We start from the raw sequence: 20,077 nt of genomic DNA, 5'->3' as shown, positions 1-20,077 counted from the left end.
CCGCCACGCACCCCGCCCCGACCCGGGCGCGGCGGTGGGACGGCCAGCCGGCAGGAGGAGGCCACGGTGACAGGTGGAGCGGGCGGACCCGAGCCGAGCCGGACGGGCCTGGTGCCCTGGCCACCGGAGGCGGTGGACCGGTACGTCGCCGCGGGCTACTGGGAGGGGCGGCCGCTGGGCGCGCGCCTCCTCGCCGTGGCCGACGCCCTGCCCGACGCGGAGGCGCTGGTCGGCGGCGACGTCCGGCTGACCTACCGGGAGCTGATGCAGCGGGCCGACGGCGCGGCGCTGCGCCTGCACGCGCTGGGCCTGCGCCGCGACGACCGGATCGTGGTGCAGCTCGACAACCGCTGGGAGTTCGTCGTGCTGACGCTCGCCTGCCTGCGGCTGGGCGTGCTGCCGGTCATGGCGCTGCCGGCGCACCGCCACCACGAGATGTCCCACCTCGTGCGGCAGGCCGAGGCCCGGGCGGTGGCGGTACCCGCCGAGACGGACCGCTTCGACCACCAGGACATGGCCCGGCGCATCGCCGCGGCGCAGCCGGGCCTCACGCACGTGCTCGCCGCCGGCGCGCGGCCCGCGCCCGGTTCGGTGGACCTGCGGGCGCTGTGCCGGCCCGCGGAGGACCCGGCCGCGGCGCGCCGGCAGCTGGACGCCGCCGCGCCGGGCGGCCGGGACGTCGCGCTCTTCCTGCTCTCGGGCGGCACCACCGGCCTGCCGAAGCTGATCGCCCGGACGCACGACGACTACGCGTACAACGCCCGGCGCAGCGGCGAGGTCTCCGGCTTCGGCCCGTCCACCGTGTACCTGGCGGCGCTGCCGCTGGCCCACAACTTCCCGCTGGCCTGTCCCGGCATCCTCGGCACCCTGCTGGTGGGTGGCCGGGTGGTGATCGCACCGTCGCCGGCGCCCAAGAAGGTCTTCGACCTGATCGAGCGGGAGCGGGTCACGGTGACGGCCGCGGTGCCGACCATCGCGCAGAGCTGGCTCGCGTTCCAGGAGTCCGGGCCCGGATACGACCTCAGCACGCTGCGGCTGCTCCAGGTGGGCGGCGCCCGGCTGGCCGACGAGGTGGCCTGGCGGGTCCAGCCCACCCTGGGCTGCCGCCTCCAGCAGGTCTTCGGCATGGCCGAGGGGCTGCTCAACTACACCCGGCTGGACGACCCCGACGAGGTGGTCTGCCACACCCAGGGCCGCCCGATCTGCCCGGACGACGAGATCCTGGTGGTTGACGAGGAGGGCCGGCCGGTGCCGGACGGCACACCGGGTCTGCTGCTGACCCGGGGGCCGTACACCCCCCGCGGCTACTACCGGGCCGAGGCGCAGAACCGGATCGCGTTCACCGCCGACGGCTGGTACCGGACCGGTGACGTGGTGCGCCGCCGCCCCGACGGCAACCTGGTGGTCGAGGGCCGCGACAAGGACATGATCAACCGGGCCGGCGAGAAGATCTCAGCGGAGGAGGTGGAGAACTTCGCCTACCAGCTCCCGGGGGTGGACCTGGCCGCCGCCGTGGCGATGCCCGACCCCGAGTTCGGCGAGCGGGTCTGCCTCTACGTGGTGGTCCGGGCCGGCGCCTCGGTGCGGCTGGCCGACGTGCGCGCCGTGATGGAGCGGGCCGGGGTGGCCCGGTTCAAGCTGCCGGAGCGGCTCGTCGAGGTGGCCACGCTCCCCCGCACCAACGTCGGGAAGGTCGACAAGAAGGCGCTGCGCGAGGACATCCGGCGGCGGCTGGCCGCCGAGGCGCCGGACGAGGCGCCGCCCGCCTGAGCGCCGGTGTGCCACCCGGAACGGGCCGGTCGCGTCGCGACCGGCCCGTTCGGCGTACCCGCCCGGCGGCTCAGCCGGCCGCCGGCTCGATGGACAGGGCGTGCCGGAAGATGTTGTTCGGGTCGTACTTGGCCTTGATGCGCTGCAGGCGCGGATAGCTCTGCTTGTAGTAGAGGGTGCTCCACGGCACGCCGGACCGGTTCCAGGCCGGGTCCTTGCTGTCGATGTCCGGGTAGTTGATGTAGCAGCCGTCGTAGCGGTCGCCGGAGACCGGCATGCCGCCGGTGTCGGCGAAGACCCGCTGGTAGAAGCGGCGCACCCAGTCCACCGACTCCTCGTCGTCGGCGGCGTTCGGCCACGAGGCCGAGAACCAGAGCTTCAGGATCGAGTCCCGCTGCGGGACCGCGGTGGCATCCGGCCCGACCGCGTTGACCTGGCCGCCGTAGCCGGCGAAGTAGACCAGGCACTGTCCCTTGTAGGCCGGGTCGCGCAGGCCCCGGTACAGCTCCACGATCTGCCGCTCGGCGAGAGGCTTGCGCAGGTAGCTGCCCTTGGACTTGGTCCGCGGCGGGATGGTCTGCGGGAACTCCAGCGTCGCGTTGGCGAGCCACAGGTCGTCCGTGGTGCTGATCTGCGGGGTGACGCCGACCCCGGCCGACACGGCGGCGATGTAGTCGTCGAGCATCTTCCGCGCGTCCGGCATGGTGGCGTCGGTGCGGATCTCCAGGTAGATGAACTGTTCCTTCTCGGTGTTGAGGTGCAGTGCGCTGTGCAGGCCCTCGTAGGGGTCGCCGGGTCCGCTGTGCGCGGCGTGCCACGCGTTGTGGTTCTTCACCAGGCGGACGAAGCCCTCCTGGGTCAGCCCGTCCCAGGGGTAGGAGACCCAGGTCATGAAGAGGGTCGGCGGCGGCGTGGGCAGCAGCTTGCCCGGGTCGTCGCCGGTGGCGCCGGGCGTGCGGAACAGGTACTTGGTGACGAAGCCGAAGTTGCCCCCGCCGCCGCCGGTGTGCGCCCACCACAGGTCGCGGTGCGGGTCGTCGGGACGGGCGGTGGCCAGGATGGTGCGGGCGCGGCCGGACCGGTCGACGACGACCACCTCGACGCCGTAGAGGTGGTCGACGGAGAGGCCGAACTTGCGCGACAGCGGGCCGTACCCGCCGCCGGAGATGTGCCCGCCGACGCCCACCGGCGGGCAGACGCCGGCCGGCACGGTGACCTTCCAGCCGAGGTAGAGCTGCTCGTACATCTGGCCGAGGGTGGCGCCGGACTCCACGACGAACGCGCGGTGCCGCGAGTCGTACCAGGTCTGGTTCATGGCCGACACGTCGACCAGCACCCGGAACGCGGGGTCCCCGACCAGGTTGTCCAGGCAGTGGCCGCCGCTGCGGACGGTGATGCGCTGGCCCCGGCCGACCGCCTGCTCGACGGCCGCGCGGACCTGCTCGGCGGTGTAGGTCAGGTGGACCGTCTCCGGGGACGAGATGAACCGGGGGTTGAACGAGCGCAGCATGAGCTGCGCGTACCGCGGGTCGTCGGGGTGGATGGCGACCAGCGGGTCGACCGCGGTCGCGGGGGCGCCGCCGGCCTGGGCGGGCGTGGCGCCCAGCCCGGCGAGGCCGACGGTGGCGCCGGATATCGCGGCAGTCGAGCCGAGGAGCTGCCGACGTGACATGACCATGGGTGCACCTGCCATCTGAGGAGGTTCGGACGGTCCCGACCCGTCCCGTGGCGGACCGGACCAGGGCGAAGATCATCTGTGCCTATGGTTCTCGCCCGCGGACGGCCGTGCATCTTCCAGATTGCCGTCCTGCCCACGGGCGGGAATTGCGGGTCTCAGTCGCCGACGGCGGCCGGCTCGGCCGGCCGGGCCGGGGCCGGCGGCACGCCGCGGGACCGGGTGAGGACCCGCCACACCATGCCCGGGCGCATGAGGTCGGTCGGCGGGTCGACCAGGCCGGCCACCCGCATGAAGGTCCGGGTCACCGCGCCGTCGCGGACCGCGGCGGCCTGGAGGCGGCCCATGTACGCGTTGGCCATCCGCACCTTCGGCGGGCGCGGCCCCACCACACCGGGGAAGCTCAGGTCCCCGCCGGCGGAGATGTCCCAGGGCACGTCGACCACCCGGGCGGCGTCCCGGAAGAAGTCCGCCGGTCGGGGCGCCAGGCCGGTCCGGAGGTGCTCGCGCAGCGTCAGCGCCTCCAGGGCGGCCACCGTCATGCCCTGGCCGTAGACCGGGTTGAAGCTGCACAGGGCGTCGCCGAGGACCAGGAGGCCGGCCGGGAAGCGGTCGAGGCGCTCGTAGTGCCGGCGGACGCTGGCCGGGTAACGGAAGGAGACCGGGTCGTCCAGCGGTTCGGCGTCGTGGATGACGTCGAAGATGTCCGGCACCGGCAGGGACCGGACGAAGTCCAGGAAGCCCCGCTCGTCCGCCGGCGGGTGGTCGCCCAGCACCCCGGTCAGCGACAGCACGCTCCGGCCGTCCTGGATCCGGGAGAAGAACGCCCCGCGGGGGTGCGAGGGGGTGGACACCGGGTTGATCGACAGGTCACCGTGCAGGATGCTCTCGTCGCGCAGCCGGTAGTGCCGCGTGGTGTACGCCAGGTCGATCGGGACCCGGGTCTCCGCCGGCCGCTGGTAGCCCAGTTCCGCCAGCCAGACCGGCAGGCGGGAACCGCGCCCGGTCGCGTCCACCACCAGGTCGGCGGGGATCACCTCCTCGCCGGTGGCCCCGCGCGGGTGCACCCGGACGCCGGTGACCCGGCCCCGGTCCTCGGTGGTGACCGGGCCGACGATGTCGCAGCCGGCGCGCAGTCGCACGCCGGGCAGCGCGGTGACCGCGTCCCGCACCTGGGCCTCCAGCAGCGGCCGGGACGCCGAGACGCAGATCAGTCCGGTGCTCGCCCGGCGCAGCGGCCGGCCGTTGAAGAACCAGCGCAGCTCGCCCAGGTCACCGGTGGGCACGCCGGCGGCGACCGCCCGCCCGGTGAAGCCGGGGAACAGCTCCTCGAGGATCTGCTGGCCCCGGGCGAGCAGGCCGTGCACGTGCCGGCCCTGCGGCACGCCCCGGCGGGCGCCGGTCCCGGTCAGCTCGTCCCGGTCGACGATCGTCACCTCGTCGTACGCGTCCGCGAGCACCCGGGCGGCGAGCAGGCCCGCCATGCTCCCGCCCAGCACGACCGCCCGTGATCCCGGGTTCACCGCCACAACTGCCTCCTCGGCGTCTCCTGCCGGCCCGGGCGGTGGTATGGCACGGCCGGACCGCCCGCTGACCACCCGACCGTCGCACCCGCCGCGCCGGCCGCGCACCTTCGGGATTGCGCGCGTTCGCGCCCGACGGCTGGTCACCCGGCACCGCCCCGGGCTGCGCATTCTCGGAGATCCGCCGGTGTCCGGCGGGCGGCCATCCTGGACGGGCGGACGAGTGGGAGGGGTCGTCGGAGGGAGACGGTATGAGACCGCCGGGCCTGCTGCGGCGCTGGCCGCCGACCACGTGGCCGACGCCGGAGGTCAGCCGGGCCGTCGAGGGCGACGGACTCGACGGCTGGCGGGGCCTGCCCCGGGCGGAGCGGCCACCGTGGCCGGACGAGGCGGAGCTGGCCGACGTGATGCGGCTGCTCGGCACCGTGCCACCGCTCGTCACGCCCGCTGAGGTCGACGAGCTGCGCGACCGGCTGGCGGTTGCGGCCGAGGGCCGCGCGTTCCTGCTCCAGGCCGGCGACCCCGTCGAGTCCTTCGCCGGCAACACCGAGGCGCGCCTGGTCGCCAACGCCGCGACCCTCGCGCAGATGGCCCTCGTCGTGGCGTACGGCGGGTCGATGCCGGTGGTCAGCGTCGCCCGGGTCGCCGGCGGCTACGCTCGCCCGGCGGCCACGCCGACCGACCACACCGGACTGCCGAGCTGGTGGGGCGACCTGGTCAACGACCGCGCGCCCGCGGCGGCGGCCCGCGTTCCCGATCCGCGGCGGCTCATCCTGGCGTACGCCAACGCGGCGGGCGCCCTGAACCTGCTGCGCGCCCACCTCACCGGGGACCTGGCCGACCTCCAGTCGGTGCACCGCTGGCAGCAGGGCCTGCTGGACGGCGCCGACCCGGACACCCCGCACCTCGACACGGCCCGGGAGATCGGCCGCGCCATGGCCTTCCTGCGGGCCTGCGGGGTGCCGGACACCGCGGCGCGCCCGCACGCCCGCCTCTACAGCTCCCACGACGCCCTCGTGCTGGAGTACGAGCGCCCGCTGGTCCGGGCCGCCCGGGGCGGGCGGTACGGCCTGTCCGGCCACCTGCTCGGCCTCGGCGAGCAGGTCCGCCGGCTCGACGGCGCGCACGTCGACCTCGTCGCCCGGATCGCCAATCCGGTCACCGTGACCCTGGGGCCGGACACCCCGCCGGAGTCGGCCGTCGAGCTCTGCGAACGGCTCAATCCGGACAACGTCGCCGGGCGGCTCACCCTGACCTGCCGGCTCGGCCCCGGCCGGGTCGACGACACGCTCCCCCCGATCGTGGAGAAGGTGACCGCGGCCGGCCACCGGGTGCTGTGGCAGTGCGACCCGATGGGTACGGGTGCTCCGGGGACACCGTTCGCCCGGATCCTCGACGGCGTACGCGGGTACTTCGCGGTGCACCGCGCGCTGGGCACGCACCCCGGTGGGCTGCGCGTGGCGCTCGACGGCGACCGGCCGGGCGCGCCGGCCGCCGGCCGGGGGCTCGGCCGGGACCGGGCGCTCGATCTCGCCTACCAGGTGGCGGAGCTGCTGAACGGGTGAGCCGGCTCAGCGGCCGGTCAGCGACTCGCGGAGCACCCGCAGCAGGTCGTCCCGGTGCTCGCGCAGGTAGAAGTGGCCGCCGTCGAAGCGGTGCAGCCGGAACGGGCCGGTCGTGTGGCGCGCCCAGGCCTCCAGGACCCGCGGCGGCGCCTCGGGATCGTCCCGGCCACCGAGCGCGGTGACGGGGCAGTCCAGCAGCGGCCCGGGACGGTGCACGTACCCGTCGTTGACGGCGAAATCGGCCCGCAGGACCGGCAGGACCAGCCGCATGAGCCGCGCGTCGGCGAGCACCTGCGCCGGGGTGCCGCCGATCTGCCGGATCCGGTCGATGAGCTGGTCGTCGGGGAGCAGGTGCGCGCGCGGCCACGGCCGGGGCAGGTGCGGCGCCGGCCGGGCCGAGACGAACAGGTGGGCCGGCGCGGGCCGGCCGCGCGCGGCCAGCCGGCGGGCGAACTCGAACGCGACGAGGGCGCCCATGCTGTGCCCGAAGAGCGCGAACGGCTCGTCCAGCAGGCCGCCGAGGCCCGCCTCGACGGCGGAGACGAGGGTCCGCACGTCCTGGAAGGGCCGCTGCCCGAGCCTCGACTCCCGGCCGGGCAGCTGGACCGCGCAGACCTCGATGTCCGGCCCGGTGCCCGCCGGCCAGGAGGCGAAGACCGAGGCGCCGCCGCCGGCGTACGGGAAGCAGATGAGCCGCAGCGCGGCCCCGGGAAGCGGCCGGGGCCGGACCACGCCCACCTCCCCCACCCGGCCCGCGACGGCGTCCGCGGCCGCCCGGCCGGTCGTCACGGCGTCTCCACCCGCAGGTGGCCGGGCAGCGGCGGGACGTCGGTGAGGTCGCACTCGAGGCGTACCCGGTCACCGTCGCGGCCGATCTCCCGGAACCGGTTCATCCGGTAGGTGACGTGCATCATCCGGTTGCGGCCGTTCGGCACGAACTCGGCGACCAGCCGTACGCCCGCGTCGCGGGCCAGCCGGCGCAGGAAGGTGATGACGACAGCGCCGACGCCCCGCGACATCACGCGGCAGGACATCAGCAGCAGCTTGATCGTCCACACCCGGCTGTCCTGCTCGACGAGGGTGAGCCCGATGGTGCCGTACGGGCCGTACCGGTCGGACAGGCGCGCGACGTAGAGCCGGTGCCGGGGCGAGGTGCGGAACGCGTCGAGCTGCGCCCGCGAGTAGGTGTAGCCGGTGGTGTTGAGCTGGTGCGTACGCACGGTCAGCTCCTCGGCCCGGAGCAGGTCGTCCGGCCCGGCCTCGGCGATCGTCAGGTGCATCCGCAGGGTGGCCAGGAACTCCTCGGTCGGCCCGTCGAAGCGGCTCTCCACCTGCTGGCGGACCAGGTCGGCGCGGTACAGGTCGCGGCGCTGCCGGGCGTCCTCGGTGACCACCTCGGGGGTCAGTTCGGGGCGGTCGGCGAGCGTGGCCGCCTCCGCGGCGTCGATGCAGCGCACCTCGGGCAGGGCGTGGCCGACCTCGGCCCGCTCGAAGTCGTCGTCGTCGACGAAGGCGAGCGCGTCCAGGCCGATGTTGAGGGCGTCGGCGACGGCCCGCACGGAGGTCGACTTGGCGCCCCAGCCGATCTGGGGGTGCAGGAAGTACTCGGCCACGCCCAGCCGGCGCAGCGCGGCCAGCGCCGCGTCCGGGTCGTTGCGGCTGGCCACGGAGTGCAGGACGCCCCGTTCGTCGAGGACGCGCAGCACCTCGGCGATGCCCGGCCGCAACCGCACCTCGTCGTCCTCCAGCAGCACGCCGTCCCAGAGCGTGTGGTCGAGGTCCCAGACGACACACTTGATCATCTTGCCGGCCGGCGCCCCGGCGGGCGGCCGCGCGACCTCGGAGCTCATCGGATCAGTCCTTCCGCGTCCGGTCGGCGGGGCTCCACACCACCCGCCGGTCGGGGCCGCACCTGGTACGCCGACTCCGCGATGGTGATCTGCTGAAGCTGCGTGCTGCCCTCGATGATCTCCATGACCTTCGCGTCGCGCAGGTACCGCTGCACCGGGTACGCGTCGCCGATGCCGCGCGAGCCGTGGATCTGCACGGCGTCGTCGGCCGCGCGGACCGCGGCGGTGGAGGCGAAGTACTTGGCCAACCAGGTGGCGTGCACCGAGGCCGGGTCACCGCTCTCGCGCAGCCAGCCGGCCTGCTGGCAGAGCAGCCGGGCGGCGCTGGTCCCGGTCACCATGTCGGCCAGCATCCGCTGCACCAGCTGGTGGCGGCGCAGCGGCCGGCCGAACTGCTCCCGCGTGTCCGCGTACGCCAGGGACGCCCGCACGCAGGCCTCGGCCAGCCCGACGCAGCCCCACGCGACGCTGTAGCGCCCCAGCTCCAGGGCGCTCGCGGCCACCGCGGACAGCCCAAAACCCGGCCGCCCCACGAGGTTCTCCGCCGGGATCCGGCAGTCCGTCAGGCGCACCTCGGCGAGCATCGAGGCGCGGGTGCCCAGGGCGCCGGCCTGCGGCACCACGGTCAGCCCGGCGCGCTGCCGCTCCACGAGGAACGCCGCCGGCCGGCCCTCCAGCCGGGCGAAGACCAGGAAGAGGTCGGCGTACTGGCCGAAGGTGATCCAGTGCTTGTGCCCGTCCAGCGCGTAGCCGCCGGCCACCGGGCGGGCCTGGGCGGACAGCGCCGCCAGGTCACTGCCCGCGCCCGGCTCGGTCACGGCGAACGCGCCCAGGTACGTCCCCCGGGCCAGCTCCGGCAGCCAGCGGGCGCGCAGCTCCGGACGGCCCCAGCGGACCAGCGCGTACGACACCATGCTGTGCACGGTGAGCAGGCTGCGCACCGAGGAACAGGCCCGGCCCGCCTCCTCGTGCAGCAGCCCGAAGCTGATGGCGTCGAGACCCGCACCGCCGTGGTCGGCGGGGACCACCGCACCGAGGTGCCCCGCCTCGGCGAGGAGGTGCACGACGGCGCGGGGCAGCTCCTGCGCGCGGTCCCAGCCGTCGGCGTACGGGACCAGGTGGTCGTCGGCGAACGCCGCGAACCGCTCCCCGGCCCGTTGCTGCTCGGCGGTGAGCTGGACCCTCATCCGCGTACCGCCGCGGTCCGGCGCTCGACCAGCGCCACGATGGCGTCGACGCTGCTGAAGTTCTCCAGCTCCAGGTCCTCGTCGGCCACCGGGCAGTCCAGCTCGCCCTCGACGAACAGCACGAGCTGCATGACGAACAGCGAGTTGACGTGCCCGGCGGTGAAGATGTCCTCGTCGTCGGCGACCTCCCGGTCCCGGATGTACCGGGCGAGGAACGCGCGGACCTGCTCTCGAATGTTCTCCATCATCCTCGCCTCTCCGCCGGCGCCGGCCGGTCGCCGGCGTAGGTGTAGAAGCCCTCGCCGCTCTTGCGGCCGTGCAGGCCGGCCTGCACCATGCGGCGCAGCAGCGGGCAGGGGCGGTACTTGCTGTCGGCGAACGCCTCGTGCAACCCCTCGATGGACTGGACGATCGTGTCCAGCCCGATGAGGTCGGCGGTCTCCAGCGGGCCCATCCGGTGCCCGAAGCAGCCGCGGAAGAGCCGGTCGATCTCCGCGGCGTCGGCGACCCGCTCCTGCAGCAGGAACGCCGCCTCGTTGATGGTCAGCATGAGCACCCGGTTGCTCACGAAGCCCGGCGAGTCGGCCACCACCACGGCCTCCTTGCCCAGCCGCTCCAGCAGCGACCGGCTGCGGTCGACGGTCTCGTCGCTGGTGTGGTGGCCCCGGATCACCTCGACCATGGGTCGCAGCGGCACCGGGTTCATGAAGTGCATGCCCAGCACCGTCTGCGGCCGGCGGGTGAGCCCGCCGAGGGCCGTGATCGGGATGACCGAGGTGTTCGCCGCCAGCACGGTGTCCGGCCGGCACACCTCGTCCAGCCGCTCGTACACCGGCTGCTTGACCGCCCAGTCCTCGGTGACGTTCTCGATGACGAAGTCGACGTCGGCGAGGGCCTCCAGCTCGGTGTGCCAGCTGATCCGGTCCAGCACGGCGGTGCGGTTCCCGCCGGTGCCGGCGAGCAGCCGCCGCAGGCGTACGCCGTCACCGACCGCGCGCCGGGCCCGGTCCAGGATCTCGGTGGTCCGGTCCACCAGGACCACCCGCAGCCCGGCCTCCGCCAGCGCCTGCGACACCCCGGTTCCCATCACGCCGGCGCCCACCACGCCGACCGTCTCGATGTCGCCCATCGGTCATCCTCCTCGGCTCTCGGTCATGACGGCCGGGCCGGCTGCCGCCGGCTCCCGGCGGAGCACGTCGGCCAGCTCGGCGACGGTGCGGGCCTCGAACAGCAGGCTCAGCGGAACGGTCAGCCCCAGCTCGCGACCGATCCGGTTCACCAGCTCCAGCCCGAGCAGGGAGTGCCCGCCCAGCTCGAAGAAGCCGTCGTCGACGCCGACCCCGTCCACGCCCAGCAGGTCCTGCCAGATGTCGACGAGCCGCGCCTCCACGGCGTCGCCCGGCGCCCGGTACGGCGTGCCGAGCGCCGGCCGGGGGTGCGCCGGTGGCCGCTCGGCCGCCGCGTCGGCCACCCGGCGGCCGGCGATGTCGGCGAGCACCGCGTCGAGGTCCTTGGCCACCACGGCCACCTGCGGGCCGATGCCGGCGGCGAGCAGCCGGCGGAAGGCGTCGGCACCCTCGGCCGGCCGCAGGCCGGTGGCCAGGTGCGCGCCGAGCAGCCCGGCGCCGCCGGTGGACGGCCCGCCCGGTAGCCGGAAGCCGGCGATCTCCGGGCCGCTGCCGGTGCGCGCCGCGTCCAGGGTCCGCCGCAGGTCGGCGACCCGCTTCAGGACGAAGTCGTCGATGTGGACCAGCACCCGGCCGTCGGCGTCGTAGAGGGTGATCTGGGCGGTGCGGGTCTCCCGGTCCGGACGGTCGTCCTCCCGGTACACGTGGTGGCTGAACACCCGGCGGGGCAGGGGCCGCCAGCACCGCAGCCGCCCGTACGAGATCGGGATGCGGAACGTCCCGGCCAGGTGGGTGCCGACGAACCCGGCGGCCAGGTCCAGGAGCGACGGGTGCAGGTGCAGCCGGTCGAGGTCGGCGGCGTACCGCTCGGGCAGGACCAGCTCGGCCAGTGCCTCCCGCTCGCCCCGCCACACCCGGCGCAGGCAGCGGGAGCGCCCGCCGAAGCCCATGACCGCGACCGGCTCGGGCCGCCCGAGGTCCCGCAGCCGGCCCTCGGCGACGATCCGTTCGACGGGCCGGTCCGGTGGCGGGTCGCCGGCCAGCGCCGCCACCTGGCCGGTGGCGTGCACCTGCCAGGCCGGCCCGTCCGCACTATTCGCCCGCGGGTGCGGGCTGACCACGGTGAACCGGACCGGTTCGGCCGCCCGGTCGAGGACCACCCGCAGCTCCCGCCGGCCCGTCCGGCCCAGCACGGCCGGGGTGTGGAACCGCACGTCGGAGAGGACCGTCGGGCCCGCGCCGGTGAGGTCCGCGTGCGCGGCGCGGGCCAGTTCCAGGTGGCCGGTGCCGGGCACCACCGCGTCGCCGAGCATCCGGTGCTCGTCCACCAGCCAGGAGTCGGTGGCGTCGACGGTGGCGTCGTACACGGCGTGCCCGTCGGTGACGTCCGGTCGGGCGCTCAGCAGCGGGTGGTCCACCGGGTGCGCCGGCGCGGCGGCCGGGTCGGGCCCGGCGAGGTGCCGCTGGGCCATCCCGACCTCCTGCCAGGCGTCCCAGTTGACCGACACGACCTCGGGTCCGGGCTGCCCCGCGGCGTGCTGGGCGAGCGCGTCGAGGAAGGCGTTCGCGGCCACGTAGTCGACCTGGCCGATCCCGCCGCTCAGCGACAGGGTGGACGAGCACAGCACCACCGTCCGGGCGCCGACGCGCCGGGCCAGGTCCACGACGGCGAGCCCGCCGCGCACCTTGGGGGCCAGCACCCGGGCCGCGGCCGCCGGCTCCTTGAGCTGGATCAGGCCGCCACCGGCCACACCGGCGGCGTGCACGACCGTGTGCACCGGGCCGAGCGCGGCGACGGCGTGCCGCGCCGCCTCGTGGAGCTGGCCCGGATCGGTGACGTCGGCGGTCAGCACCGCCACGCGGGCGCCGAGCCGCTCCAGTTCGTGGACGGCCCGGATCCGGTCCGCCGTGGCGCCCGCGGGCCGGGTGGCCAGCCACTCGTCCCACCGCTGCCGCGGCGGCAGCGCGGTGCGGGACACCAGGGCCAGGCCGGCGTTCTCGGTCCGGGCCAGTTCGCGGGCGAGGGACAGGCCGACGCCGCCCAGCCCGCCGGTGATCAGGTAGTTGCCGCCGCGGGCGGGGCCAGCGGCCGGGGGCAGGGGCACGGTCTGGTAGGTCGGCCCGAAGCGGTGCCGCCCGCGCAGCACGACGGTGGCCGGCCCGGCCGGGTCGCACAGCTCCTCGCGCAGCGCGGCCGCGACCTCGGCCGGCCCGCCGCCGGACAGCGTGACGTCGAGCGCGCGGCAGCGCAGGTGCGGGTGTTCCAGGGGGAGCACCAGGCACACCCCGAGCGCCGTGGCGGCCAGCGGCGACCCGGCCTCCGCGCCGGTCACCCGCCGCAGGTCGGCGGTGACCACGGCGAGGTCAACCGGTTCGTCGCCGGGGTGGCCGGCGAGGGCCCGGGCGAGCGGGAGCAGGCTGCCGAAACCGCGCTCGGTGGCCTCCCGTTCGCCGGTGCCCGGGCCGGTCCCGACCGTCCACAGGTGCACGATCCGGTCCGGCCGCCGGCCGGTCCGCGCCAGCTCGGCCAGGAGTTCCGGGTAGTCCCCGTCCGCCGCCGGCATCGCGTACCGGCCGTCGGCCAGCCGGCGCAGCCCGGGGGCGTCGCGGTCGGCGCGCTGCACCACGGTCACCGAGTCGGCGCCCGGCGCCACCTCGGCGGCGAGGGCCGCGCCCAGACCCTGGTCGTCGGCGAGGAGCAGCCAGTGCCCGGTGCCCGCCGCCGCGTCGCGCCGGGGGCGGGGCGGCAGCGTCGCCCAGGCCGGGACCTGGAAGAAGTCCGCCACGTCGGGGCGCCGGGTCAGGCTGGGCGCCGCCCGGTGCGGCCGCGACCCGGCCGGGCCCGCCGCCCAGTGCCGGCGGCGCTGGAAGGGGTACGTGGGCAGCGGCACCCGGCGCGGCGGCCGGTCCGCCGGGACGGGCGGGGTCAGCGGCACCCCGGCCAGCCAGAGCCGGCCGGCGGCCCGCAGGAAGTGGACCGCCTCGGGGTCGCGGTCGAAGGCGCCGGGCAGGCTCGACACCGGTGGCGTGGCCGCGCTGCCCACCTGTGCGGCGAGGCTGCCCAGGGCCTGTCCGGGGCCCAGCTCGACGAGCACCCGGTCGGGTTCCACGCACAGCTCGGCGATCCCGTCGGCGAACCGGACCGGCCGGCGCAGGTGCGCCACCCAGAACGCCGGGTCGGTTGCCTCGTCGCCGGTGACCCAGGTCCCGGTCACGTTGGACACGTACGGCACGGCGGGTGGGCGCCGCGCCACCGAGGTGACGAGGTCGCCGAATTCCTCGACGACGGGGTCCATGAGCGGGGTGTGGAAGGCGTGGCCGGTGGGCAGGCGCCGCACGGCCCGGCCGGCGGCGAGCAGGCGCCGCTCGACCTCGGCGACCGCCTCCGGCACGCCGGCCAGCACGCAGAGGGTGGGACCGTTGACCGCGGCCACGTGCACGCCGGGCACCAGGTCGGCGGCGACCTCGGTCTCGGCAGCCGGTACGGCCAGCATCGCGCCGGCCGGCAGCCGGTCGATGAGCTGCGCCCGGCGCACCACGAGGCGCAGCGCGTCGGGCAGGGTGAACACACCCGCCAGGCACGCGGCCACGTACTCGCCGAGGCTGTAGCCGATCAGCGCGGCGGGCCGGACCCCGTGGGCGGCCCACAATCGGGCCAGCGCGTAGCCGGTGACGAAGGCGGCCGGCTGGGCGTAGCGGGTGCGGTGCAGCGGCTCCGGCTCCTCCCCTGCCGCGGGGGTGCCGCGCCCGAGCAGCCGCCGCAGGTCCGCCGGACCGGCCGCCGCCGCACCCGGGGCGGGGTGCAGCAGGGTCCGGATGTCCCGGCCGAGCAGCGGCGCGAGCAGTTCGGCGCACTCGTCGACGGCGGAGCGGTAGGCCGGCTGGGTGCGGTACAGCTCGTACCCGAGTCCCCGGCGCTGGTCGCCCACTCCCGGCACCAGGAACGCGACGTCCGGCCGGGCGTCGCCCGGCGCGCCGGTGAGCACCCGGCGCGGATCGCGGGCGGCGAGCGCGGCGGCGGCCTCCGCAGGGTCGGCGGCGACCACCACCCGCCGGTGGCCGAAGGGCCGCCGCCCCTGCCAGAGGGTGTGCGCGACCGCCGCGAGGTCCGCCTCGGGGCGGTCGGCCAGGTGCGCGGCGAGCGCGTCGGTCCGCTCCTCCAGCGCCGGGGCGCTGCGGGCGGAGAGCGCCAGCAGCCGGAGGCCCGCCGGAGCCGGCGACGGCGCCGCCGCCGGTGGTGGGGCCTCCTCCAGCACCACGTGGACGCCCGTGCCGCCCATGCCGAACGAGCTGACACCGGCCCGGCGGGGATGGTCGCGGCGGGGGAAGTCGGTCAGCCGGGTGCTCACCACGAACGGGGTCGCCCCGAAGTCGATGGCCCGGTTCGGCCGGTCGTGGTGCAGGCTGGGCGGGATCTGCCCGTGCCGGAGCGCCTGCACCGCCTTGATGAGTCCGGCGACGCCGGCCGCCGCGTGGGTGTGCCCGATGTTGGTCTTCACCGAGCCGATCGCGCAGCCGTCCGCGCCGGCCGGGCCGAACACCCGGGTCAGCGCCTCGACCTCGATGGGGTCGCCCAGGCGGGTGGCGCTGCCGTGCGCCTCGACGTAGCCGACCGTCGCCGGGTCCACCTCGGCCACCGCGTACGCCGCGGCGATCACCCGGGCCTGCCCCGCCACGCCGGGTGCCGTGAAGCCGGCCCGCTCGCCGCCGTCGTTGCCGACGGCCGAGCCGCGGATGACCGCGTACACGGTGTCGCCGTCGGCGAGCGCGTCGTCCAGCCGCTTGAGCACCACGACGCCCACGCCGTTGCCGGGCACGGTGCCCTCGGCGTCGTCGTCGAAGGCCCGGCAGTGCCCGTCGGAGGAGAAGATCCCGCCCGGCTGGTACGGGTAGCCCACCACCTGCTCGGCGCGGACGGTCGCCCCGCCCGCGAGGGCCAGGTCGCAGGCCCCGGCCAGCAGCGCCTGGGCGGCCTGGTGCACCGCCACCAGCGACGTCGAGCAGGCGGTCTGGACGGTCACGGCCGGCCCGGTCAGGTTCAGCTTGTAGGCCAGCCGGGTCGCCACGTAGTCCTTCTCGTTGGCGATGTTGCGGGCGAACTGCTCGGCCACGTCGTCGGTGGGCGGCAGCAGCGGCAGGTACGAGTTGTAGTAGGTGCCGGCGTACACCCCCACCGGCCCGTCGACCCGGTCCGGGTCGTATCCGGCGTCCTCCAGGGCCGTCCAGGCGCACTCCAGCAGCACCCGCTGCTGCGGGTCCATGAGGTCGGCCTCCTTCGGGTTGATCCCGAAGAACGCGGCGTCGAACCGGTCGCTGTCCGGCAGCACCGCCTGCGCGCGGACGTACCCGGGGTCGGCCAGCGCCTGCTCGGGCACCCCGGCCCCGGCCAGTTCCGCCGCCTCGAAGTGGCTGATCGACTCGACGCCGTCGCGGAGGTTGCGCCAGAACTGGTCCGGGCCGTCGGCGCCGGGGAGGCGGCACGCCATCCCGACGATGGCGATCTCCAGGCCGGTCGCCATCAGCCGGCCTCCCCGGCCGGTGCGGCAGCGCCGTGGCTCCGCCGCTGGCGCAGCAGCCGGTCGCGGCCGTCCTGGCGCCGGCGCTGCTCGGCGGCCGGCGGCGGGTCGGCCGCGCCGTCCCGGCTCAGGTGCTCGGCGAGGCCGCGCACGGTCGGGTGCATGAGCAGGACCGGCACCGGCACCTCCCGGCCCAGCTCGGCCCGGAGCCGCTCGGCGACCTGGGCGAGCCGCAGCGAGTCGCCGCCGAGGTCGAAGAAGTTCTCGGTGGCGCCGGGCCGGTCGGTGCCCAGCACCGCGGCCCAGACCGCGGCGATGCGGCGCTCCAGGTCGGTGCCGGTGGCCACCGCCGGCCCGCGTCCGGCCGGGGTGTGCCGCTCGGTGAGCCGCAGCCGCTGCACCTTGCCGGTGGCGTTGCGGGGCAGGGCGGTGACCACGAAGACGCGGCCGGGCACCTTGTGTGCGATGAGCCGCCGGGCCGCGAACTCCCGCACCTCCTGCTCGCGCACGGTCGCCCCGGCGCGGGGCACGACGGCCACCGCCACGTCCTCCCCGAGGGTCGGGTGGGGCAGGGCGAAGGCGGCGGCCTCGGCGAGGTCGGGATGCCCGGCGAGGGCCTGGTCCACCTCGGCGGGCGACACCTTCGAGCCGCCCCGGTTGATGATCTCCTTGACCCGGCCGACCACGAACAGGTAGCCGTCCTCGTCGAGGTAGCCGTGGTCGCCGGTGCGCAGCCAGCCGTCGGTGAAGGCGGCGGCGTTGGCCTCCGGGTCGTCGGCGTACCCGGCCGTGACGTTGGCGCCGCGGATCGCGATCTCGCCGGGGGTGCCCGCCGGCACCGGGCGGCCCGCCGGGTCGAGCACCCGCACCGGCTCGCCCACCGGCAGCCCGACCGACCCGCGCCGGCGGTCGCCGGGGGGCAGCGGGTTGCAGGTCACCAGGGAGGCGGCCTCGGTCATCCCGTACCCCTCGACCACCGGCGCCGCGAACAGCCGTTCCAGCCGGTCGAGCACGGTGTCCGGCAGCGGCGCCGAGGCCGAGCGGATGAAGCGCAGCCGGGGCTCCGGCCGCCGGCCGGTGCCCGCGGCGGCGTCCAGCACCGCCCGGTGCATGGCGGGGACGGCCGTGTACCAGGTGGGCGAGAACTCGTCGAGCTGGTCGAAAAAGGCGTCGGCGTCGAAGCCGGGTGGGCAGACCACCGACGCTCCCCGGACCAGGCTGGCGAGCAGGGTGCTGGTGAGGCCGTGCGCGTGGAACAGCGGCATCACGTTGAGGCAGCGGTCGTCCGGCGCGAGCCGCAGCGCGCGGCCGGTGTTGCCGGCCGCCGTGAGCAGGTTGGTGTGGGTGAGCGGCACCATCCGGGGCCGGGCGATCGTGCCGGAGGTGAACAGCAGCAGGGCGATGTCGTCCGGGTGGCCGGGCCGGTCGCTCGCCGGGCGGTCGACGGCCTGCCCGACCAGCGCCGCGACGCCCGCCGGGTCGCCCGGGCGGGTCACCAGCTCCAGCGTCCGGACGCCCAGCTCGCGGGCGGCGGCCGTGGCGGCGGTCCCCGCCGCGCCGGCCGGCACCACGAGCGCCCGGGCCGCGGTGCGGCGGAGGTAGTCGGTGAACTCCCCCGCCGCGTGTGCCGGGTTGAGCGGCACGCAGCGGGCGTGCCCGGCCACGGCGAGGAAGGTGGTGGCCAGGGCGGGCCCCGAGGGCAGGGCCAGCGCGACCGCGTCCGCCGGGCCGACGCCCAGCTCCCGCAACCGTTCGCCGGTGGCCAGCACCTGCTCGGCGAGGGCGGCGAAGGACAGGTCGGGCCGGCCGGGGGCGCACAGGGCCACCGCGTCCGGCCGCTCCCGCGCGAGGCTCACGACCAGTTCCCGCAGGTGCCGCGATGGGGTCAGGCGCACAGCGCGTCCTCCAGACGGTAGAGGCCGGGGGTGGCCCGGCCGGCGAATCGGACTGCCGCGAGCACGCCGGGGACGAAGGCCGACCGCTCGTTGACCCGGTGGGCGAGCTCCACCTGCTCGCCCGCGCCCCCGGCGAGCAGCCGGTGCTCGCTGACCGCGTCGCCGAACCGCAGTGAGGAGATCGGTGCGGCGGCCCGGGTGGCGCCCCAGGCCCCGGCCAGGGCCGACGCGGTCGCGCTGGGGGCGTCCACCTTGGCGGCGTGGTGCACGTCGACGACAGCGGCGTCCCAGCTGTCGTCGAGCACCTCGGCGAGTTCGCCGACGAAGCGGCGCAGCAGCGCCATGACCGGGCTGAAGTTCGCCGCGTGCACGACGGGCCGCCGGCGCGCCACCCGGCGCAGCAGCGCCTGGTCGGTGTCGGTGAGCCCGCTCGTGCCGACGACGAGGGCACACGGGGTGTCCTCGGCGGCCCGCAGCAGCCGGACGGTCGCGGCCCGGTGGGTGAAGTCGACCACCACGGCCGGCGCCGCGGGCAGGTCGGTGAGCGCGGTGAACACCCCGGCGGCCGGCGGTCCGGCCGGGTCCCGCAGGCTGAGCCGGCCGGCCAGGGCCAGGTCGGTCGTGTCGCGGACGGCCCGGGCCAGCAGGTTCGCCATGCGGCCGGACCGTCCGCAGACGACGGTGGGCAGGCTCATCTCAGCTCCGCTCCGCCAGCAGGCCCATCCGGCGGGCCAGTTCGCCCTCGGCCATCCGCCGCCCGCCGAACGGGGCCTGGACGGCCGTCCGCCAGGCGGGGTTCGCGGCAGGGCCGCCGGGCACGCCCAGCTCGGTGGCGAAGTCGGCGGCGACCTGCGCGGTGCGGTGGGTCAGGGTGGCGCAGGCGGTGAGCACGGCCGCGGCGGCGGTGCCGCCGGGTCCCTCGCCGCGCAGCCGGGGGCCGAAGCGGGCGGCGGAGGCCAGCAGCGCCAGCTCGATGTCCAGCCGGGTCAGCTCGTGGGCCAGGTACTGCGAGGCGGCGAGCACCCCGGCGGCCGGGTCGGCCAGTTCCCGCCGCAGCTGCGCCACCGCCTCCACGGCGTGTGCCGCGGCGACCGGGACGTACGCCCAGGCGTAGGCGTCGAGGGCGGCCAGCAGGGGTCCGGCCGGGTCCCAGGAGACCGGCCGGGACAGCAGCGCCGGGTCGACGGTCGCGCCGCTCAGGTCGGCCCAGCCCCACCCGTCGGTGCCGGTCGTCCGCACGCCGGGGTCGTCGTGCCGGACCAGGCACAGCCGCGGACCGTCGGCCGCCTCGACCAGGACCAGCGCGGCGGCCGCGGCCGGGTTGCCGTAGCGGTACCGGCCGTCCAGCACGATCCCGTCCGCGCCGCGCCGGGCCCGGACCGCCGGCACCGGCAGGGCCAGCGTGGCGTCCGGGGTGAACACTGCGAGCGCGCCGGGCAGGTCGCCGGCGCGGACCGCCGTCACGGTCGGGTGCGCGGGCTCGTCGAGGAGGTCCAGCAGCGGCCGTACCCCGCAGGCGTGTTCGAGTACGGCGACGGCCTCCGGCAGGCCGACGTCCGCGGCGAGCACCGCCTCGGACACCGCCGGGACCGGCGCACCGGCCGGGGCCAGCTCGGCGAGCAGGCGCTCGACGGTGGCGCTGCGGGGGCCGCCGGCGAGGGTGGGGACGCTCATGCCCGGTCCTCCCCGGCACCGGCCGACCGGATGAGCGCGACGATCCCGTCCACGGTGGACAGGGCCTCGGCGTCCCGTTCCGGGTCGACCACCACGTGGAACTGCCGGTCCAGGGCCTCGATGAGGTTGATGTACGCGATCGAGTTGACCCCGGCCGCGTCCAGCGACCCGGCACAGCCGCGCAGGTCGTCCACCGACACGGCCCGGCCGGTGGCCAGGACGACCAGCGACTCCACCCGTTCCCGCAGGCCGGTTTCGCCGGTCCGCACGTCCACCCCGGTCATCCTGTCCTCCT

Annotated in this window: 14 protein-coding genes; 2 read left to right on the top strand and 12 right to left on the bottom strand. The window is 76.2% G+C overall.

The genetic code is table 11. From position 1 onward, the window contains the following. The first annotated feature begins 66 nt into the window (after window positions 1-66). Window positions 67-1,770, top strand: a complete 1,704-nt coding sequence (locus GA0070214_RS09810) for a (2,3-dihydroxybenzoyl)adenylate synthase (RefSeq protein ID WP_091261668.1) — start codon at window positions 67-69, stop codon at window positions 1,768-1,770. A gap of 70 nt (window positions 1,771-1,840) precedes the next feature. Here the strand turns inward: GA0070214_RS09810 and GA0070214_RS09805 are convergent, their stop codons facing one another. Both GA0070214_RS09805 and GA0070214_RS09800 read right to left on the bottom strand, forming a co-directional pair. Next, window positions 1,841-3,448 (bottom strand): FAD-binding oxidoreductase, encoded by a 1,608-nt coding sequence (locus GA0070214_RS09805; protein ID WP_208602704.1) that lies wholly within the window; start codon window positions 3,446-3,448, stop codon window positions 1,841-1,843. A gap of 155 nt (window positions 3,449-3,603) precedes the next feature. After that, window positions 3,604-4,929: an FAD-dependent oxidoreductase gene (locus GA0070214_RS09800; RefSeq protein WP_091262053.1), complete on the bottom strand. Its 1,326-nt coding sequence runs from the start codon at window positions 4,927-4,929 to the stop codon at window positions 3,604-3,606. Between the two features lie 290 nt (window positions 4,930-5,219). Between GA0070214_RS09800 and GA0070214_RS09795 the strand changes: the two genes are divergently transcribed. Then, complete coding sequence (locus tag GA0070214_RS09795) at window positions 5,220-6,533, top strand: 3-deoxy-7-phosphoheptulonate synthase (protein WP_091261666.1); 1,314 nt, start codon at window positions 5,220-5,222, stop codon at window positions 6,531-6,533. A 6-nt stretch (window positions 6,534-6,539) separates the two neighbouring features. On the opposite strand, the gene GA0070214_RS09790 is transcribed toward GA0070214_RS09795, so the two are convergent. The 10 genes from GA0070214_RS09790 to GA0070214_RS09745 are packed head-to-tail and all read right to left on the bottom strand — an operon-like array spanning window position 6,540 to window position 20,066. Continuing rightward, a complete protein-coding gene (locus GA0070214_RS09790) occupies window positions 6,540-7,322 on the bottom strand; it encodes a thioesterase II family protein (RefSeq protein ID WP_244167630.1) in 783 nt (260 codons plus the stop codon). Further along, a complete protein-coding gene (locus tag GA0070214_RS09785) occupies window positions 7,319-8,383 on the bottom strand; it encodes an HAD-IIIC family phosphatase (protein WP_091261665.1) in 1,065 nt (354 codons plus the stop codon). Before GA0070214_RS09785 ends, GA0070214_RS09790 begins: the two co-directional genes overlap by 4 nt. Beyond that, window positions 8,380-9,570, bottom strand: a complete 1,191-nt coding sequence (locus tag GA0070214_RS09780; protein ID WP_091261664.1) for an acyl-CoA dehydrogenase family protein — start codon at window positions 9,568-9,570, stop codon at window positions 8,380-8,382. The genes GA0070214_RS09785 and GA0070214_RS09780 overlap by 4 nt, the downstream gene beginning before the upstream one ends. Next, window positions 9,567-9,815 carry an acyl carrier protein gene (locus GA0070214_RS09775; RefSeq protein WP_091261663.1) on the bottom strand — a complete coding sequence of 83 codons (249 nt, stop codon included), beginning with the start codon at window positions 9,813-9,815 and terminating at the stop codon, window positions 9,567-9,569. The genes GA0070214_RS09780 and GA0070214_RS09775 overlap by 4 nt, the downstream gene beginning before the upstream one ends. Beyond that, complete coding sequence (locus GA0070214_RS09770; protein WP_091261662.1) at window positions 9,815-10,699, bottom strand: 3-hydroxyacyl-CoA dehydrogenase family protein; 885 nt, start codon at window positions 10,697-10,699, stop codon at window positions 9,815-9,817. Before GA0070214_RS09770 ends, GA0070214_RS09775 begins: the two co-directional genes overlap by 1 nt. 3 nt (window positions 10,700-10,702) lie before the next feature. After that, window positions 10,703-16,216 (bottom strand): type I polyketide synthase, encoded by a 5,514-nt coding sequence (locus GA0070214_RS09765; RefSeq protein WP_091261661.1) that lies wholly within the window; start codon window positions 16,214-16,216, stop codon window positions 10,703-10,705. Next, the gene (locus GA0070214_RS09760) at window positions 16,216-18,108 is read right to left on the bottom strand and encodes a non-ribosomal peptide synthetase (protein ID WP_167364219.1); all 1,893 of its coding nucleotides are present in this window, start codon (window positions 18,106-18,108) and stop codon (window positions 16,216-16,218) included. The genes GA0070214_RS09765 and GA0070214_RS09760 overlap by 1 nt, the downstream gene beginning before the upstream one ends. Continuing rightward, on the bottom strand, window positions 18,099-18,803 hold the full coding sequence (locus GA0070214_RS09755; protein WP_091261658.1) for a 4-hydroxy-tetrahydrodipicolinate reductase: 705 nt from the start codon (window positions 18,801-18,803) through the stop codon (window positions 18,099-18,101). The genes GA0070214_RS09760 and GA0070214_RS09755 overlap by 10 nt, the downstream gene beginning before the upstream one ends. A gap of 1 nt (window position 18,804) precedes the next feature. Beyond that, complete coding sequence (locus tag GA0070214_RS09750; protein ID WP_091261656.1) at window positions 18,805-19,782, bottom strand: hypothetical protein; 978 nt, start codon at window positions 19,780-19,782, stop codon at window positions 18,805-18,807. Next, window positions 19,779-20,066, bottom strand: coding sequence for a phosphopantetheine-binding protein (locus GA0070214_RS09745; protein WP_091261654.1), 288 nt, complete (start codon window positions 20,064-20,066; stop codon window positions 19,779-19,781). Before GA0070214_RS09745 ends, GA0070214_RS09750 begins: the two co-directional genes overlap by 4 nt. Between the last annotated feature and the right edge of the window lie 11 nt (window positions 20,067-20,077).

Origin of the sequence: Micromonospora chaiyaphumensis (assembly GCF_900091435.1) — a bacterium.
Taxonomy (GTDB): domain Bacteria; phylum Actinomycetota; class Actinomycetes; order Mycobacteriales; family Micromonosporaceae; genus Micromonospora; species Micromonospora chaiyaphumensis.
This window is presented reverse-complemented; position numbering and strand designations above follow the sequence as displayed.